Origin of the sequence: Pseudoalteromonas sp. SG44-1, assembly GCF_014164315.1 — a bacterium.
GTDB lineage: Bacteria > Pseudomonadota > Gammaproteobacteria > Enterobacterales > Alteromonadaceae > Pseudoalteromonas > Pseudoalteromonas rhizosphaerae.
The window spans coordinates 22249-40590 of record NZ_JACJEW010000040.1; the positions used below are offsets into that span (position 1 = coordinate 22249).

Below are 18342 nucleotides of genomic sequence, written 5' to 3' on the forward strand. Positions count from 1 at the left end.
AAACACAGAGCTTAACTATTTACCAATATATGTTTGAAAAACAGGCAAATAGTTCTGATTGTATCAGTAAAGGTACGTTGCTGAAGGTTTCTCTAATTTATTCAGGGTGTGTCATTTAATCGCGCAGTAAAACAAGCTAGACTACTGCCTATGACCGTCTTGTTGACTTGTGAATAAAAAACAGCCATGAATAAAGATAAACAGCCACTACGTATAGCGATTGTAGTTGGAGAGCTCTCTGGTGATATTTTAGGTGAAGGCCTAATTAAAGCATTGAAACAGCGCTACCCTGATGCCATTTTTGAAGGTATTGCAGGGCCGAAAATGCAGGCGCAAGGCTGTAGTAGCTTATTTGATATGGAAGAGTTAGCTGTAATGGGCTTAGTGGAAGTGCTAGGCCGATTACCGCGGTTATTAAAAATTCGCAAGCAACTAGTCCAACACTTTATTGATAACCCGCCAGACGTTTATATAGGTATTGATGCACCTGACTTTAATTTACGGGTTGAAAAGCCGTTAAAAGATGCTGGTATTAAAACGATTCAATATGTAAGTCCATCAGTGTGGGCATGGCGAGAAAAACGTATTCACAAAATCAGCGCTGCAACCAATATGGTGCTGGCTTTATTACCGTTTGAAAAAGCATTTTACGATAAACATAATGTGCCATGTACTTTTGTTGGCCATACACTGGCTGATGATATTGCCCTTGAGCATGACGACAGCGCAGCGCGTCAACAATTAGGTTTAAGCCTTGATGATAAAGTACTGGCATTATTGCCAGGTAGTCGAGGCTCAGAAGTAGGGTTGCTTAGTGAAACTTACCTTAAAACAGCGGCCGGGCTACAAGCTAAAAATCCTGATTTAAAAATAGTGGTGCCATTAGTAAATGAGCAACGCAAAGCACAATTTAGTGCTATTTTGGCAGCTACAGCGCCACAACTAAATATTCAGTTGTTGGATGGACAATCGAACCTTGCTATGCAAGCGGCAGATGTGATTTTAATTGCATCAGGTACCGCGACCCTGGAAGGGATGCTTTATAAAAAACCTATGGTGGTTGGCTATAAAATAAAAGCCCTAAGTTATTGGATTTTTAAAAGTTTATTCACTTTTAATATTAAATACTTTTCGTTACCAAACTTATTAGCTGACGAAGAGCTAGTGCCTGAATTTATGCAGCATGATTGCAGCGTTGAAAACCTAACGAACGCCCTTGAACCAATGCTAAATAGTGATAATCGCGAGTTGAAAGCGCGTTTTTTAGCCATTCACCAGCAAATACGCTTAAATGCTAGTGAGCAAGCAGCCACTGCTGTTGCGGAGATTATAGATGCAAATTGAACGACCTAACCTCAGCTTTATCGCTGGCGTTGACGAAGTCGGCCGTGGGCCATTAGTTGGCGATGTAGTGACCGCTGCGGTGATCCTCGATCCAGCTAAACCGATAGCTGGTCTTGCGGATTCAAAAAAGTTAACCGATAAAAAACGCCAAGCACTGGCAATTGAGATCAAAGAAAAAGCGCTGTGTTGGTCCATTGGCCGATGTAGCCCCACAGAAATCGACGAGTTAAATATTCTCCATGCCACTATGCTGGCAATGACTCGTGCGGTTGAAGGCTTAAGTACCACCCCTGAGTTTGTATTTGTCGATGGCAATCGCCTACCTGCGCTCAGTATGCCGGCACAAGCCGTAATAAAAGGCGACAGTCTAGTGGCAGAGATCTCAGCAGCATCCATTATTGCTAAAGTTGCCCGTGATGATGAAATGATTGAGCTTGATAAACGCTATCCAGAATATGGTTTTGCAGGTCATAAAGGCTACCCAACCAAGGCACATTTTGCTGCTCTTGAGCAGCACGGCGCCATTAGTGAACATCGTAAAAGCTTTAAACCAGTACAACGTGTACTGGCGATGCTGGAGAAGTAATGGCAGCTCCAGATTTTGTGCATTTACGGGTACATTCAGACTTTTCAATGGTCGATGGTTTAGCGAAAACTAAACCGATTGTCGCCAAAGCGCAGGAATTACAATTACCGGCATTGGCCATTACCGACCAAATGAACTTATGTGGTTTAGTGCGCTTTTATGACACCGCTCATAATGCGGGTATTAAACCAATTGTTGGTGCTGATTTTTGGTTACACAGCCCAGAGTTTCCAGAAGGGCCTTGTCGGTTAGTTATTTTAGCTAAAGATAATGTCGGTTATAAAAATCTTACCCTTTTAATCTCTAAAGCGTATCAACGTGGGCATTTATTTCATCGCCCTGTTATTGAACGAGATTGGTTAGTTGAGCACAAAGAAGGGCTTATTTTACTCTCTGGTGCCAAAGATGGCGATTTAGGTAAAGCGCTATTAAAAGGCAACCCAGCCACAGTTGAGTCGGTGGTTAGTTTTTATAAACAGCATTTTAGTGATAACTACTATATTGAGTTGATACGTACTAAGCGTACACAAGAAGAAGATTATTTACACTTAGCGGTTGAGCTTGCAACCGTTGAGCAGTTGCCAGTAGTGGCTACCAACGAAGTGGTATTTTTGAAGCCTGAAAACTTCGAGGCCCACGAAATACGCGTAGCAATATTTGACGGCTATACGCTTGATGATAAACGCCGACCAAAGCGCTTCTCTGAAGAGCAGTACTTAAAAACCCCAGCACAAATGGCTGAGCTGTTTAGTGATATCCCTGAAGCGCTGCAAAACAGTGTGGAAATCGCCAAACGCTGTAATGTGACGGTGCAGCTTGGTACGTATTTCTTACCAGATTACCCAACCGGCTCATTAAAAATTGAAGACTTCTTGGTGAAAGTATCCCGAGACGGTCTTGAAGAGCGCCTACAGTTTTTATTCCCTGATGCAGCGGACCGAGCAGAAAAACGTGTTGAATACGACGAGCGTTTACAAATCGAGCTCGATGTAATTAACCAAATGGGTTTCCCTGGTTACTTCTTGATCGTAATGGAGTTCATCCAGTGGAGTAAAGATAACAATATTCCAGTTGGGCCAGGGCGTGGTTCAGGTGCGGGTTCGTTAGTGGCGTACGCGCTGAAAATTACCGATCTTGATCCGCTTGAATTTGATTTACTTTTCGAGCGCTTCTTGAACCCTGAACGTGTATCAATGCCGGATTTCGACGTCGATTTCTGTATGGATAGACGCGATGAAGTAATCGATCACGTATCGGCTCTGTATGGACGAGATGCGGTATCACAGATCATTACTTTTGGTACTATGGCAGCAAAAGCGGTAATACGTGATGTTGGCCGAGTACTTGGCCACCCGTACGGATTTGTTGACCGTATATCAAAACTGATCCCAGGCGATCCCGGCATGACGTTGGCAAAAGCGTTTGATGTTGAGCCACGCCTGCAAGAAGCTTACGATGGCGATACAGAAGTAAAAGACTTAATCGATATGTGTCGCATCCTTGAAGGCTGTACACGTAACGCTGGTAAACATGCCGGTGGTGTGGTTATTTCACCGACTACAATTACTGATTTTGCCGCCCTGTATTGTGACGATGAAGGTAAGTTTCCGGTTACTCAGTTTGACAAAAATGACGTAGAGACCGCCGGATTAGTAAAGTTTGACTTCTTAGGTCTACGAACCCTGACCATTTTGCAATGGGCAGTTGATATGACTAATGAGCGCTTAACCCGAGAGGGCAAAGAGTCAATAGATATCAACACCATTCCACTGAATGATAAAAAGAGTATAGAGCTGCTATTAAGAGCAGAAACTACCGCGGTATTCCAACTTGAATCCCGGGGTATGAAAGACTTAGTAAGGCGCTTAAAGCCCGATTGCTTTGAAGATATGATCGCCTTGGTAGCCTTGTTTCGTCCCGGGCCATTACAGTCAGGCATGGTAGATAACTTCATCGACCGAAAACTTGGTCGCGAAGAAATTTCTTATCCAGATGCACAATATCAACACGAAAGCTTAAAGCCTATTTTGGAGCCGACTTACGGCATTATCTTGTATCAAGAACAAGTAATGCAAATTGCTCAGGTACTGGCAGGTTACACCTTAGGTGGCGCCGATATGTTACGTCGTGCAATGGGTAAGAAAAAGCCAGAAGAGATGGCAAAACAGCGTTCAACATTTGAAGATGGTGCGCGAAATAACGGCATTGACGGCGAACTGGCGATTAAGATCTTCGACTTGGTAGAGAAGTTCGCAGGCTACGGTTTCAATAAATCACACTCCGCAGCCTATGCGTTAGTATCGTACCAAACGCTGTGGATGAAAACCCATTATCCTGCTGAATTTATGGCGGCGGTGATGTCGGCTGATATGGATAACACTGAAAAAATCGTCACCTTGGTTGATGAATGTGAGAACATGAAGCTCACTTTATTACCGCCTGATGTAAATGCTGGTGCCTATAAGTTTACAGTAAACCTCAAGGGTGAAATTGTTTATGGTATTGGTGCTATCAAAGGCGTGGGTGAAGCGCCTGTAGATGCAATTTTAGAAGCGCGAAGTAACGGTGGGCCATTTAAAGACCTATTCGATTTTTGTGCGCGGGTAGATTTAAAACGTATCAATAAACGCGTAACCGAAAAACTTATTTACGCCGGTGCGCTTGATCAACTCGGTCCCGAGAAAACGCAACCAGCGCGTGCTACGTTATTGGCAAGCTTAAAAGACGCGATGAAAGCGGCTGATCAGCATCATAAAGCAGAGTCGTTAGGGCAAACTGATTTATTTGGTTTATTAGCGACAGAGCCGGATGAAGTCGAGCAAGCATTTATAAAAGCCACGCCACTGACTGATAACCAATGGCTTGATGGGGAAAAAGAAACCTTAGGCTTATATTTAACCGGGCACCCAATAAATCAGTATCGTAAAGAGCTGAAATATTACACCAGTGGTAAATTAGTGGATTTACAGCCAACTAATCGTGATGTGCAATCAACCGCTGCAGGCCTTGTTATAGCTGCACGTACACTAGTAAATAAAAAGGGAAATCGTTGGGGGCTTGTAACTTTAGATGACAAGAGTGCCCGTATTGATGTACGCTTATTCCCAGAACAGTTTGAAATGTACCAAGATATGCTGCAAATCAACAATATCTTGGTAATATCTGGACAGGTCAGCTTTGATAACTTCTCCGGTGGTATTACAATGACCGCCAGAGACATATGCACCATCGCGCAAGCGCGCGAAAAACGTATTAAAGCGATTAAAATGACGCTAAATATGGTGCAAATCGAAGCCAACTTCTTCGATAAATTACAAAAAGTACTCGAACCTTATAAGTTTGGTACTTGTCCGATTAAGGTTTACTATCAGCGTCCAGATGCGTTGGCACAGTTAACCCTCGGGACAGAATGGTGTGTTACGCCTAGTGATGACTTAATTCATAAGTTATCGTTAATGGCGGCGCAAGATGTAGAACTAGAATTTAACTAATTAGGTAGTTTAGAGCATGAGCCTCAATTATCTTGATTTTGAGCTTCCAATCGCAGAGTTAGAAGCAAAAATTGAAGAGTTACAAAATATAAGCCGCGCTGGCGATTTAGACCTTGAGTTAGAAGAGGAAGTCAGTCGATTAAAAGAGAAAAGCGCTAAAATGAAAGAGGAAATATTCTCTAAATTAGGTGCTTGGCAGGTTTCTCAGTTAGCCCGTCATCCGTTGCGTCCTTATACTCGAGATTATATCGAGCGTATTTTCACGGAATTTGACGAGTTTGCTGGCGATCGTACTTTTGCGAATGATCCGGCAATTTTAGGCGGTGTTGCACGCTTTGAAGGTCAACCAGTGATGGTTATTGGCCAACAAAAAGGCCGTGACACAGCTGAAAAAATTAAACGTAACTTTGGTATGCCAAAGCCTGAAGGTTACCGTAAAGCATTACGCTTAATGGAAATGGCAGAGCGTTTTAAAATGCCAATTATGACCTTTATCGACACCCCAGGTGCATACCCAGGTGTTGGCGCTGAAGAGCGAGGCCAATCTGAAGCAATCGCACGTAACCTTAAAGTGATGGCAGCATTAAAAGTGCCAACAATTTGTACGGTTATTGGTGAAGGTGGCTCAGGTGGTGCTCTAGCCATTGGTGTAGGTGATCGCGTTAACATGTTGCAGTACAGTACTTACTCGGTGATTTCACCAGAAGGTTGTGCATCAATTTTGTGGAAGAGCGCTGATAAAGCCCCTCTTGCTGCAGAAGCGATGGGTGTAACCGCTGAGCGTGTTAAAGAGCTTGATTTGATCAACAGCTTAGTTGAAGAGCCATTAGGTGGCGCACACCGTAACTACGAAGGTATGGCGCGTAACCTGAAAAATCAACTTAAGCGCGATTTAGCTGATTTACAAGCTCTGTCACTGGATGAGATGCTTGATCAACGCTATAAACGTTTAATGTCGTTTGGTTATTGTTAAGATAAACAAAACAACCAAATTGATGAAAAAAAGCCGCTATTGCGGCTTTTTTGTTTTAGAATGCTTTGGAGCTAGGAGCTAGGAGCTAGGAGCTAGGAGCACTACTAAATTTAAGTTGATGGTTACTCATGCAAACTACATCGTTATACCAACAAGTAAAAAATGCCATTACGCCTTATACCGATGAGCACAAAACCGCATTTACGGTAGCGCTCTCTGGTGGTGTGGATTCGGTGGTATTACTGCATATAATGAATGCGCTAAAAGCTGAAATACCGCAACTGCAATTAAGCGCAGTTTATGTTAATCATGGTTTAAGTCAGTATGGCGACGATTGGCAGCATTTTTGCGAAAAACTATGTGCAATAGTAAAAGTTCCTTTTTACTCGGCTCAGGTAAAAATCACCAATAAATCACGCACGAGTCTAGAAGAGCTCGCCCGCGATGCTCGGTATCAGGCACTTGATCAGCATAGCCCAAGCGGCAGTATTATTTTGCTAGGGCAGCACTTAAATGATCAACTAGAAACGTTTTTACTGCGGCTAAAACGCGGCTCAGGATTACAAGGCTTAGCATCTATGCGGCAAACTCGCACCTTGAGTTCTGGGCGAGAATGTTTACGGCCACTGCTGAACAGCACACGATACAGTATTGAACAATTTGCTACCGAGTTTAAGCTTGAGCATATTACCGATGATTCAAATACAGATGAGCGCTTTGATCGCAACTTTATTCGTCAGCAAATAGTACCTCTATTAAGTGAACGATTTAGCGGCTTTGAGAAAAGCGCAGCACGCAGTGTTAACCTTCTTCAACAGCAGCAAGATGTACTTGATGAATACACTCAGTTAGATTTAAGCCAATGCCAAAACACCCAGCAAGGGTTAAGTTGTTTACAGCTAGCAAATTTTAGCGCTGCGCGCCAAGCAAGTGTTTTGCGTTGTTGGCTTGGGCAGTTTACGACGCTTATGCCATCACAACAACAAACTCAGCAAATACTTACACAAGGTTTAACAGCAAAAGCTGATGCGCAGCTACTTATTCAGTTAACCGAAGGGCAAGTTCGCCGGCATCAAAACTTTTTATATTTTGTACGTGAAACAACCGTTCCTGACAGCCAATCACTAACAGCTCAAAAACAGTTACTTTCAGATGGTCGCACCCTAATACAATTATCAGGTATAGGAGTTAGAAAGCCATTGTCTGATGAACACGTTTCTGTTCAGTTTAATTGCCCACAGGCGCGTATTAAACCGCTTAAAAAACCGGGTCACAACAGTATTAAACATTGGTTTAAAGATGCCAAAGTAGCGCCATGGTTACGTGCTAATGTGCCACTAATTTTTTATAATGAGCAATTGGTTTATGTCGTAGGGCATTTTATAAGTGCAGAACACGCCGATGAAAAAGGTATATTTTGGGAGATAAAAATATGACAACGTCACAGCCACACGTTGGTTTATCACTAGTCAATAAAGCGCCGTTAGGGCTTATAGTTACAGCCGTTGTAGCGGGCATTGCCACGGTAATGTTTGAGCTGGCGCTATTAACGTTAGCGTATTCGGTTGCAGGTGGTTTGGTGTGTGCGATTATTTTAATTGCGTACTGGTTAGGTAAAGGCGGACTATTTTTTATTGTTGGGGTGAGTATTCCATTATTAATGGTCATTGTTGTACCACTGACCAGCATGGCTGCTTTGTTATACCTAATTAGTGGTTTCTTTTTTGGTTTTTGCTTAGCACTATTAGGCTATAAGTTATTGGTCAAGTCAAAAAGTTAGTATAAATATCAAAGTAAGGCCTAGCGGGGGAACTAGGCTTACCTTTAATTAATACGCTTTCGCGCAATTACGCCCTGATGCTTTGGCCTTGTATAAACCTTTATCGGCGCGGGCAAAAATCTCATTCTCACAATCTTTGCTGTTTGCCAAGGTAAATCCAATGCTGGTGGTGACTTCATATTGTTTCATTAAACTTGACTGCGCCACTAACTGCATCACTCGCTGAGCAATCACTTTATTTGTGGTAAATTCAGGATCATCAATTAATACCGCAAACTCATCGCCACCAAAGCGAAATACAGAATCTGTGCCGCGAATACTACTGCATAAAACGTTGGCAAACTCTTGTAATACGTCATCGCCAATTTTATGACCGTAGCTATCATTAACTTGTTTAAAGTTATCTAAATCTAACAACATTAAACTAAATGGACGATGATGGCGGCGAAAGCGCTCTAATTTTTGCGTCAAAATAGCATCAAACTGACTACGATTATTAAGCCCTGTTAAGGTGTCTTTAGTCGCTAGTTTTAGTACGCGGCTATACATTAATGCATTGCGTAATGGGTAAACCAATGCGCAGTGTAAGCCAACTAACTTTTGTTCAATATTGCCCGAAAGCGGATATTGGCAAAAATAGATAAGCTGTCCTAAATGTTCATTATTTATGTCTAAATTAAATGAATATGGCGGTTTGCTGTTATCACTATTAGCAATTTGTGCCACCCCAAGAGATGACTGAAACTGCAAGCCTGAAAAATTAATAAGCTGCTTTGCGTGTTCAGCATAAATCGTTAGTAGCTCTTCTATGTTCAACGTTGTTTGCAGTTTCTCGAGCAAACTATGGATAGCTGCGGGCTCATTATTACGGTAATGCTCTGCCGAAAACGGCAGGAACTCGCCACGTGCTGAGATGCGCTGCGTCAAAATATGGACATTTTCCATGGTTTTCTCCCCCTAGGAGTTTGTTATTACTTTTCTAAGCGATTTTTGTGCCACTATTCCAAACTGGCTGAAAAACAGATAGTTGCTATAGTTAACTCTTAAGCAGCTAAAATTTTGACGGTATGGCAATAATATAAATAGGAGGTTTATTTGCAAAGTGTATTGGCTCAAATATTTGGCTTATTACTGGCTGCTGTGGTGCTGGTATGGTTATTTAAGCGCATTGGCTTACCGCCGATCCTCGCTTACCTTGCTACTGGCTTATTAGCGGGTAGTCATGGCATTGGCTGGATGGCGCAAAGTCATGAAATACATTTTGTAGCTGAGCTTGGTATTGTATTTTTATTATTTAGTTTAGGGCTGGAGTTTTCTGTTGGCCGCTTAATGGCAATGCGCAATATTGTATTTGGCTTGGGCACGTTGCAAGTAATTGTCACAAGTATTGTGTTTATGCTGATTTTATTGCTGATGGATTTGTCTGTGCTGAGTAGTTTTACTATCGCGACATTAATGGCGCTGTCATCAACAGCGGTGGTGGTTAAATTACTTAAAGAAACCGGCGAACTTAAACAGCGGCGAGGGCAGCTCGCTATCGGAATGTTATTATTTCAAGATATTGCGGTGGTGCCGTTACTGATTACTTTACCCTTATTAGCCCAAAGTAGTGGTACTGAGGGCATTGCCTGGGCGCTGACTTTCGCTTTAACTAAAGGCGCGTTTGTATGTTTGTTGTTATGGATGATAGGCAAGTGGGTATTGCCAAAAGTCTTTAGCGAAGTTGCATTAATGCGCACCGATGAATTGTTTGTTTTGACTACTTTAGTGGTTGCCTTATTTGCCGCAGGCTTAACGTATTTATTTGGCTTATCGATGGCGCTGGGCGCATTTTTAGCAGGAATGATGCTCGGCGAAAGCCAGTACCGACATCAGTTAGAAGCCGATATTCGACCATTTCGCGATATTTTAATGGGCCTATTTTTTGTCACTGTCGGCATGCAGCTCGATATTTTATACGTGTTTGGCGTATGGTATTGGATAGTGGCTGCATTAGCGCTAATGCTAGTATTAAAAATTGGTGTTATTACTTTTTTAGCGCAACTGATGGGCGAGCGAAAACAAGATGCAATTGCAGCAGGCATCATGCTGTGGCAAATGGGCGAGTTTGGTTTTGTATTAATTGCACTTGCTACTAAACACCAATTATTAGCTTTAGATCACGCCTCATTTTTAATCGCTATTGCAGTCATGTCGATGGGCTTAACACCTTATTTAATAGAATCGACGCCTTGGTTATTAAAACAACTTGGGGTATTAAAAAATCCCAACGGTGAGTGGCAGCAACAGCCTAACAGTAGCACTTTGTATCAAAACCATGTAGTTATCTGTGGGTTCTCTCGGGTGGGGCAAACTATTGCGCGGTTTTTAAAGCCAGAAGCAATAGAGTACGTTGCTGTTGAAAGTAACCCAATACTAGTTCAAGAGGCCAAAGCAGCTGGAGAGCCCGTTATTTTTGGTCATGTAAAACAAAAAGATATTTTAAAATCAGCAGGAGTCGAACGAGCTCGACTAGTGATCATTACTTTCACCGATTTTGAACATGCGCAAATCGTGATCGATGCGATAAAGCAAATAGCTCCTGACGTGAAAATACTGGTACGCATGCGCGATGATAGTCATCTCGAAGCACTCAAAGAGCTTGGCGTGACTGAGGTGGTGCCCGAAACGCTGGAAGCGAGCTTAATGTTAGTGTCGCACGTGTTATCTATGTCGGGCGTACCAATGTCGCGTATTGTTAGGCGGGTTAGTAAAGAGCGGCGGAATCGCTATCAATTTTTACATGGTTTTTTTGCCGGAGATAAATTTGATAGTGAAGAAAACAATGCCGAGCGGCTTGAGTATTTACACGTAATAGCACTGCCTGAACATGCTTTTGCGGTTGCTAAAAATATTAATGAATTAAATCTCGAAAAACGTAAAGTATCAGTGCGAGCATTACGGCGCAAAGACCGTGAAATTGAGAGTCCATCGCTGCACACTATTTTACTCGCCGGAGATATTCTTGTACTACAAGGTAAACCTCGACGAGTAGAGCGGGTAGAGTGCTATTTACTCGATGGTACGGATTAGTGAATCGTTAACTGTTAATCGAGCTCTAAAAATTCGCGTATCTGTGGCAGTTTCTCTAAACCATCTTTATAACCAATTTCAATCAAATGCTGGGTATAGCGTTTTTCAAACAATAAGTAACTGGTTAAACTCGATTGAGAACGTTTTTTAACCCCGATCATGCGCAGTAATATTTTAATGGCTAAAGGCATATCACCGTAATAGTTTGCAGCAATGGCGTTAAAGTTTTCTGATGGATTGATCACAAAACTTTGTATTTGCTTTAATTCTTGGTGTTTATCACGCCCAGGTAACAAACCTAAAGTTCGGTTAATTCGTTCAAGGCGCTCAAGATCTGACTGTAAGGTGTCGGTAAACACACTGTCGAGCAAATGGCCCGCAATTGAGGATAACCCTGGGAAGTGAGGGAGATAACCCGGCGGATGAGCTTCTTTGGGCTGATCAACACCAATAATAAATATTTTTTCAGCGCCTAAATGGACACATGGACTCAGTGGCGACAATTGGTGAATAGAGCCATCACCAAAGTAGTGGTTGTATACATTTACGCTCGGAAACACCATAGGAATTGCACTGGACGCCATTAAATGTTCAACGTTAATACGGGTCGCTTGGCCTTCGCGTTTAGCGCGCCGCCAAGGTGATTGTGTATTAGATTGAAAAAACGCCACAGAATCACCCGTGGTATAGCTTGATGCGGTGATTGACAGCGCATCTAAATAATTACGGTGTAAATTACGCTCAATGCGAGTTAAATCTAAAATTTCATTAAGTAAATTACGTAAAGGCTGATTATTCAACAAGCTCGCTGGTGGATGATTAATATGTTCAGATTGAAAACTGGTCAGCATGTTACGCATTAAATGGCCAAACACGCTGATAAAATCACTTTTATATACCATTGACGTAGAAAAGTTTTTCCAAACAGATTCCAGTTTACGTACCGCCAAATGGGTGCATGAAGCATAGCTTGCTAGCGCGGCTGAATTGATCGCTCCGGCAGATGTACCATTAATAATAGTAAATGGTAGCGGGGCGGTACGCGGCATACTTTGCGCGAGCGCTTTAAGAACCCCAACTTGGTAAGCGGCACGTGCACCACCACCGGTCAGTAACAGAGCAACTTTAGGTTTGTTTTTATCGATTTGCTTGATTTTCATAGTTGAGTTTCGTCGTTGCAATTAAGCGGTTAAGCGTCTTTACTTTATTTATTAACTGTAAGTCTTTAAGCTAGAAGAATCAAAGGATACCTTAGCTACGTTAATAATTATTAGTGTAGGCTATGAATTAAATCCATTTAGGGTACTCTTACTGTTATCGCATTTTAATATTTATGGAGTTCGTATGTCAGATCAACCATCAGCGTCAGATGTTCAAAAACGTCCACCGAATAATAACCTTTTATTTGCAGGCATCATTTTAATTATTATCATTATTGCTGCAGCGTTTGTGTTATTAAACTCAAGTGATGAGTCACAATCAGCAACCGAAGTTGAGCAACACGTAGCAGAGCGCCCCATGATGGAGCTAAAACCAGAGAACGATCCGGTTGTTAATGCCCCATCTGTTAATCCTGAAAAGCCTGCTGATTTAGCCGTGCCAACGCCACGCCCAGTAGAGCCTGAGCCGCAAGTAGAGCCACTACCTACTCTTGATGAAAGCGATCCTGTCGTTGTTGCTAAGTTAGACGAATACCTAAGTGATGCCGCTATGAGTTTGGTTATAAACGACGATGTTATTCGCCGTGGTGTGGTATTTATAGATAATCTTGCCAAAGGTAAAATTGCGCAAAAACACACTCCCGTTATTAAGTTAGAAGAAGGCTTTAGTGTGGTAGAGGGTGATATTCTTACCATTGATCCAAACAGCTATGAGCGTTATACCCCTTATGTAAAAATCTTTACTAGCATGAGCGCAGCGCAAATCGTACGTTTATACGATGAGTACAAACCACTTATCAATGATGCGTATACAGAAATTGGCTATCAAGGTGATGCATTTAATCAAACACTTGAAGAAGCGATAGACCTATTATTGGATACCCCAGAGCCAAAAGGGGATATGCCACTGTTACGTGATTCAGTAACTTATCAATATGCTTACTCAGAATGGGAACGCCTACCAGCGGCACAAAAACAACTGCTACGCATGGGCCCTGAAAATATGAAAAAAATAAAAGCTGTACTACGTAACGTAAAAAAAGAGTTAGATAATCAATAATCTTACTTAAATCGTTTAAAAAATAGTGCGATTGTATGTTTAACATGCAGTCGCACTTTCTTTTTATGTTTCCCCTTGAATAACACAGCAAAAGTAGAGATAATCCCTCCCGCGCCAACCAAGGCCCTCAATGGTAGTCTTATTGGTCCTCTCGCAACACTAGCAGGCGAACCTGGTCAGGCCCGGAAGGGAGCAGCCACAGTTTGTGACGTGTGTGCCGAGATGTGGCTGGTAAGACTGCCACCCAAATTCCTCATTTGGGTGTTGTTTGAAGTATAAGTTGACATATTTGTACTAAAAGATGACATAAATTGGAAGTATAAGGTGGCATAGTCTAGTATTTAACCAAATGGTTAGATGGTTGACTCACATGTACAGAAGAAAACTAAAACACTCCCGTGTAAAAAACCTCCATAAATTTGCTAGTCAAAAAAATAAATCTACCTGTTTAGTCGAATCCTCTTTAGAGTTTGATGCCTGTTTCCATTTTGAATTTTCACCATTAATAGCCGCATTTGAGGCACAACCACTAGGTTACGAATATGAGTTCGATAACCGTACTTGCCGTTACACACCTGACTTTTTACTTACCCACACAGACGGCACGCAAAAATTTATCGAAGTAAAACCACAAAGCAAAATTGCCGACGAAGACTTTCGTACACGTTTTATTGAAAAGCATGCCATAGCAAAGCAAGATGGACGTGATTTAATACTGGTTACAGATAAACAAATCCGTGTATACCCAACACTCAATAACTTAAAGCTTTTACATCGCTACTCTGGTTTTCAGTGTTTAACAGAGCTGCAAGCATCGGTGCTAGAACTTGTTAAGCAATACGGCTCTATTAAAGTGGGCCAGTTAGTTAACTTTTTAAAAGTAACTGCCGGTGAGCTACTTGCTACGGTGCTACGCTTATTATCACTAGGGCAGTTATTTGCCGACTTAACTACAAATGAAATATCAATAGAAACAGCAATTTGGTCTAACAATGTTTAATGACGGTTTGTTTGAAGATGAATTTAACCAGCCATTACCAAAAGTAGCAGCCAAACTACCTCAAAATTACGCTAAAGACTTACAAGCCCTTCCTGAAAAAATAAAAACAACAACATTCGCTAAGCTTAAATATATTCAATGGCTTGAGGCTAAAATTCAAGGCGGTTGGACACAAAAAAATCTTGAGCCTTTATTAAAAGAAATGCCCGAAGTTGAGGGAGAAAAAAAGCCCAGCTGGAGAACAGCAGCACGATGGTATAGCGCTTATACAAATGCAGATAAAAATATTATGGCGCTAATACCAAGCCATCAAAAAAAGGGTAACAGGGAGCGCGATACAGCCACCGATAAGTTTTTTGAAAAAGCACTTGAGCGTTACTTAGTAAAAGAAAAACCATCAGTGGCTTCGGCTTACAAGTTCTATAAAGACTTAGTGACTATTGAAAACGACAGCGTTGTTGGTAGCGCCCTAAAGCCTTTAACATACAAAGCGTTTAAAAACAGAATAGATAACTTACCACAATACGAAGTAATGGTTGCTCGTTATGGTAAGCGCCTTGCTGATATTGCTTTTAATAAAGTGGAAGGGCATACACGGCCTACCCGAGTACTTGAAAAAGTTGAAATTGACCATACACCCCTTGATCTTATTTTATTGGATGATGAGCTACATATCCCACTTGGTCGGCCAACACTCACTATGTTAGTAGATGTGTATAGCCATTGTATTGTTGGCTATTACTTTAGCTTCAGTGAGCCTAGCTATGATGCAGTAAGGCGAGCGATGATGAATGCCATGAAACCTAAAAGTGAAGTGGCAAAGCTATACCCTGATACAGTAAATGAGTGGAAGTGTGCTGGTAAAATTGAAACACTCGTTACTGATAATGGAAGAGAGTTTTGGGGTAACAATCTTGAGCTTGCTGTTTGTGAAACTGGAGTAAACATTCAATATAATCCAACGAAAAAGCCTTGGCTTAAACCTTTTGTAGAGCGTATGTTTGGCACTATTAACACCGAGTTATTAGATCCGATTCCAGGTAAAACCTTTTCTAACATTTTGCAAAAACATGAATATAACCCCAAAAAAGATGCAATCATGCGCTTTACGACCTTTATGCAGCTATTTCATAAATGGGTAGTAGACGTTTACCATCAAGATGCTGACAGCCGATTTAAGTACATACCAAGCCAATTATGGGATCAAGGCTTTAATACGTTACCACCAACAGTACTGAGTAATGATGATCTTCAACAGCTAGATGTTGTGCTCAGTATTTCAAATCATCGGGTGCTCCGTAAAGGTGGAATAAGGCTAGAAAACTTAAGCTACGACAGTACTGAGCTGGCCAATTATAGAAAGCAATTTAGCCATAAAGTATCTCAAGACGTTTTAATTAAATTAAACCCCGATGATATTTCTTATATATACGTTTACCTTGATAAACTAGAGCACTACATCAAAGTGCCATGTAAAGATCAAGACTATACCCAAGGTTTGAGTTTGAATCAGCATAAAATAAATATGCGCATTCATCGCGACTTTATTTCGAGCTCTATCGATAATGTAGGCTTAGCAAAAGCGCGTATGTTTATTCATAATAAAATTCAAAACGAGTTTGAAGAGTTAAAAAATGCGCCAAAACACTCAAAAGTAAAAGGCGGTAAAGCATTAGCTAAGCATCAAAATGTTAGTAGCGACTCGCAGAAATCAATAGCTCAGAGCGAGCCAGTAGAACACAAAAAGGTTACACCTAAAGAGCAACCAACAGATAGCTGGGATGACTTTATTTCAGACTTAGATGGATTTTAATTATGCTGACCGACAAACAAAAAGAAAAGCTTAATGAATTTCGCGATGTATTTATTGAATACCCAATAATAAGCACGGTATTTAATGACTTTGACAGATTAAGACTTGGTAAAGGGCTAACAGGTGAAAAGCCTTGCATGCTGTTAAATGGCGATACAGGCACAGGTAAAACAGCACTAATAAAACAGTATAAAGAACGTCACTTACCGCAATTTATTAATGGAGTGATGAATCACCCTGTATTAGTCAGCCGCATACCTAGCAATCCGACACTAGAATCTACTTTAGCCGAGCTTCTTAAAGACTTAGGGCAAGTAGGTAGTACAGAGCGGAAACTGCGAGTAAATGGTACTCGGTTAACGACATCATTAATAAAGTGCCTAAAAACGTGTGGCACAGAGCTGATAATTATTGATGAGTTTCAAGAGCTAATTGAGCATAACCAAGGTAAAAAACGCCGCGAGATTGCTAACAGATTAAAGTATATTAATGATGAAGCGGGCGTATCGATAGTATTAGTTGGTATGCCGTGGGCAGAAAAAATAGCAGACGAACCTCAATGGTCATCGCGTTTATTGGTAGAGGGCGTTCAAGATTCTGTGTCAGCTTAAAATTTAAAGATCGAGCACGTTATCTAAACGCCCTTTAAAATAAATTGCCAACTGAGATAAACAAAGGCTCCAATTGTGTATGGGCATTGTCCATTTCTCGGTAGCATTTAATATGCCAGCATAAAGCAACTTCAACAAGCTATTTTCATTTGGAAAAGCGCCTTTTGTTTTCGTTAATTTCCTAAACTGACGATGGACTGCTTCCACCGCATTCGTTGTGTATATGACCCTACGTATAGGCTCAGGGTACTTGAAATAGGCTGATAAATTATGCCATTTATTACGCCATGAGTTGATCACTAGCGGATAAGCGTCCCCCCATTTAGCCTCCAGCTCATCAAGTGCTATCTCTGCTGCTTCTTTTGTTGATGCGCGATAAACGGGCTTTAAGTCGGCCATAAATGCTTTTTGATTCTTTGACGCGACATACTTCATTGAATTTCGTATTTGATGAACAATACATAATTGAACTTCTGTCTCGGGAAATATAGCTGCAATGGCTTCTGGAAAGCCTGTTAGCCCATCAACGCATGCAATTAGTATGTCTTTAACGCCTCGATTATTTAAGTCGGTAAGTACCGACAACCAGTAATTAGCGCCTTCATTTTCGGATAAATGCAAGCCAAGTATTTCTTTTTTGCCATGAATATCTAGCCCTAATAACGTATAAACGGCTTTACTAATATAACGGCCATCTTCTTTGACTTTGTAATGAATAGCATCAAGCCACACAATCGGGTAGTGACTATCGAGAGGGCGCTGTTGCCATGCTTTAAGCTCTGGAAATAAGTTTATCGGTCACAGCACTGATGGTGCCAGTGGCGACGTTCATGCCGTACATATCTTCAATGTGTTTATTAATATCACGATAGCTCATCCCCATACTGAACATGGAGAGTATTTTTGAGTCTATTTCGTCACTCAATGTCGTTTGGTTCTTCTTGATGAGCTGAGGCTCAAAGCTACCACTGCGGTCTCTAGGCGTCTCTAGCTCAAAATTGCCAGCAGGTGACTTAATCGTCTTCGTGCTAAAGCCATTTTTACGGTTAGGCGCCTGCTCATTAGCGAGGTGATGTTCAAGCTCAGCCTGGAGCGCTGACTCGGTTAATTGTTTGATAAGTGATGTAAGTACACCATCTTTACCGTTTAGCTTTTTACCTGATTGAAGCGCTTTAACGGCATCTTCGAAGTTGAATTGATTTGTCATGTGTCATTCCTGTTTTTTATCAGTTTAATCAAATGACACAGATTTTTGAACACTCCCGTGTCAACATCAGTAACGTTGAAGCGATTGGATTATTAATCATCCAGACTGAAAGGGGAGTAGCTTTCCCCCTGTGTCAGGATAGTTGTCGCCTCTAACTTTTAATAGAGGCAGATAAAAATGAGACGTCGATTTACACAAGAATTTAAAGTTCAAGCGGTTGAAAAAGCATTATCTCAATGTGATGA

Annotated in this window: 13 protein-coding genes, 1 other RNA gene and 1 pseudogene; 12 read left to right on the forward strand and 3 right to left on the reverse strand. The window is 41.5% G+C overall.

Annotated features, from left to right (window positions below; genetic code table 11):
- The first annotated feature begins 186 nt into the window (after positions 1–186).
- The 6 genes from lpxB (at position 187) to H5187_RS16880 (ending at position 8174) form a co-directional block, all read left to right on the forward strand.
- Positions 187–1344 (forward strand): lipid-A-disaccharide synthase, encoded by a 1158-nt coding sequence (gene lpxB, locus H5187_RS16855; protein WP_145240502.1) that lies wholly within the window; start codon positions 187–189, stop codon positions 1342–1344.
- On the forward strand, positions 1334–1930 hold the full coding sequence (gene rnhB / locus H5187_RS16860; RefSeq protein ID WP_182798073.1) for a ribonuclease HII: 597 nt from the start codon (positions 1334–1336) through the stop codon (positions 1928–1930). The genes lpxB and rnhB overlap by 11 nt, the downstream gene beginning before the upstream one ends.
- The gene (dnaE, locus tag H5187_RS16865) at positions 1930–5421 is read left to right on the forward strand and encodes a DNA polymerase III subunit alpha (RefSeq protein WP_182718677.1); all 3492 of its coding nucleotides are present in this window, start codon (positions 1930–1932) and stop codon (positions 5419–5421) included. The genes rnhB and dnaE overlap by 1 nt, the downstream gene beginning before the upstream one ends.
- A 16-nt stretch (positions 5422–5437) precedes the next feature.
- Positions 5438–6394, forward strand: coding sequence for an acetyl-CoA carboxylase carboxyl transferase subunit alpha (gene accA / locus H5187_RS16870; RefSeq protein ID WP_145240508.1), 957 nt, complete (start codon positions 5438–5440; stop codon positions 6392–6394).
- Between the two features lie 128 nt (positions 6395–6522).
- Positions 6523–7830 (forward strand): tRNA lysidine(34) synthetase TilS, encoded by a 1308-nt coding sequence (gene tilS, locus H5187_RS16875; protein ID WP_182798074.1) that lies wholly within the window; start codon positions 6523–6525, stop codon positions 7828–7830.
- Positions 7827–8174, forward strand: coding sequence for a hypothetical protein (locus tag H5187_RS16880; RefSeq protein WP_182761951.1), 348 nt, complete (start codon positions 7827–7829; stop codon positions 8172–8174). The genes tilS and H5187_RS16880 overlap by 4 nt, the downstream gene beginning before the upstream one ends.
- A 48-nt stretch (positions 8175–8222) precedes the next feature.
- On the opposite strand, the gene H5187_RS16885 is transcribed toward H5187_RS16880, so the two are convergent.
- Positions 8223–9119 carry a diguanylate cyclase gene (locus H5187_RS16885; protein WP_149982978.1) on the reverse strand — a complete coding sequence of 299 codons (897 nt, stop codon included), beginning with the start codon at positions 9117–9119 and terminating at the stop codon, positions 8223–8225.
- 150 nt (positions 9120–9269) lie between these two features.
- On the opposite strand from H5187_RS16885, the gene H5187_RS16890 reads away from it, so the two are divergent.
- On the forward strand, positions 9270–11246 hold the full coding sequence (locus H5187_RS16890; RefSeq protein WP_182798075.1) for a cation:proton antiporter: 1977 nt from the start codon (positions 9270–9272) through the stop codon (positions 11244–11246).
- A 14-nt stretch (positions 11247–11260) separates the two neighbouring features.
- Here H5187_RS16890 and H5187_RS16895 read toward each other — a convergent pair whose 3' ends face one another.
- Positions 11261–12406 carry a patatin-like phospholipase family protein gene (locus H5187_RS16895; protein WP_149982976.1) on the reverse strand — a complete coding sequence of 382 codons (1146 nt, stop codon included), beginning with the start codon at positions 12404–12406 and terminating at the stop codon, positions 11261–11263.
- 184 nt (positions 12407–12590) lie between these two features.
- On the opposite strand from H5187_RS16895, the gene H5187_RS16900 reads away from it, so the two are divergent.
- The 5 genes from H5187_RS16900 to H5187_RS16920 all read left to right on the forward strand — a co-directional run bounded on the left by H5187_RS16900 (position 12591) and on the right by H5187_RS16920 (position 16890).
- The gene (locus H5187_RS16900; RefSeq protein ID WP_182761945.1) at positions 12591–13466 is read left to right on the forward strand and encodes a DUF3014 domain-containing protein; all 876 of its coding nucleotides are present in this window, start codon (positions 12591–12593) and stop codon (positions 13464–13466) included.
- A gap of 140 nt (positions 13467–13606) precedes the next feature.
- An RNA gene (gene ffs, locus H5187_RS16905) (signal recognition particle sRNA small type) lies at positions 13607–13703 on the forward strand.
- A gap of 133 nt (positions 13704–13836) precedes the next feature.
- A complete protein-coding gene (locus H5187_RS16910) occupies positions 13837–14466 on the forward strand; it encodes a TnsA endonuclease N-terminal domain-containing protein (RefSeq protein WP_182798076.1) in 630 nt (209 codons plus the stop codon).
- The gene (locus H5187_RS16915) at positions 14459–16279 is read left to right on the forward strand and encodes a Mu transposase C-terminal domain-containing protein (protein WP_182798077.1); all 1821 of its coding nucleotides are present in this window, start codon (positions 14459–14461) and stop codon (positions 16277–16279) included. Before H5187_RS16910 ends, H5187_RS16915 begins: the two co-directional genes overlap by 8 nt.
- Before the next feature lie 2 nt (positions 16280–16281).
- Positions 16282–16890 carry a TniB family NTP-binding protein gene (locus tag H5187_RS16920; protein ID WP_259399272.1) on the forward strand — a complete coding sequence of 203 codons (609 nt, stop codon included), beginning with the start codon at positions 16282–16284 and terminating at the stop codon, positions 16888–16890.
- 3 nt (positions 16891–16893) lie between these two features.
- Here H5187_RS16920 and H5187_RS16925 read toward each other — a convergent pair.
- Positions 16894–18097: pseudogene (locus H5187_RS16925) on the reverse strand (IS256 family transposase).
- Positions 18098–18342: the final 245 nt, after the last annotated feature.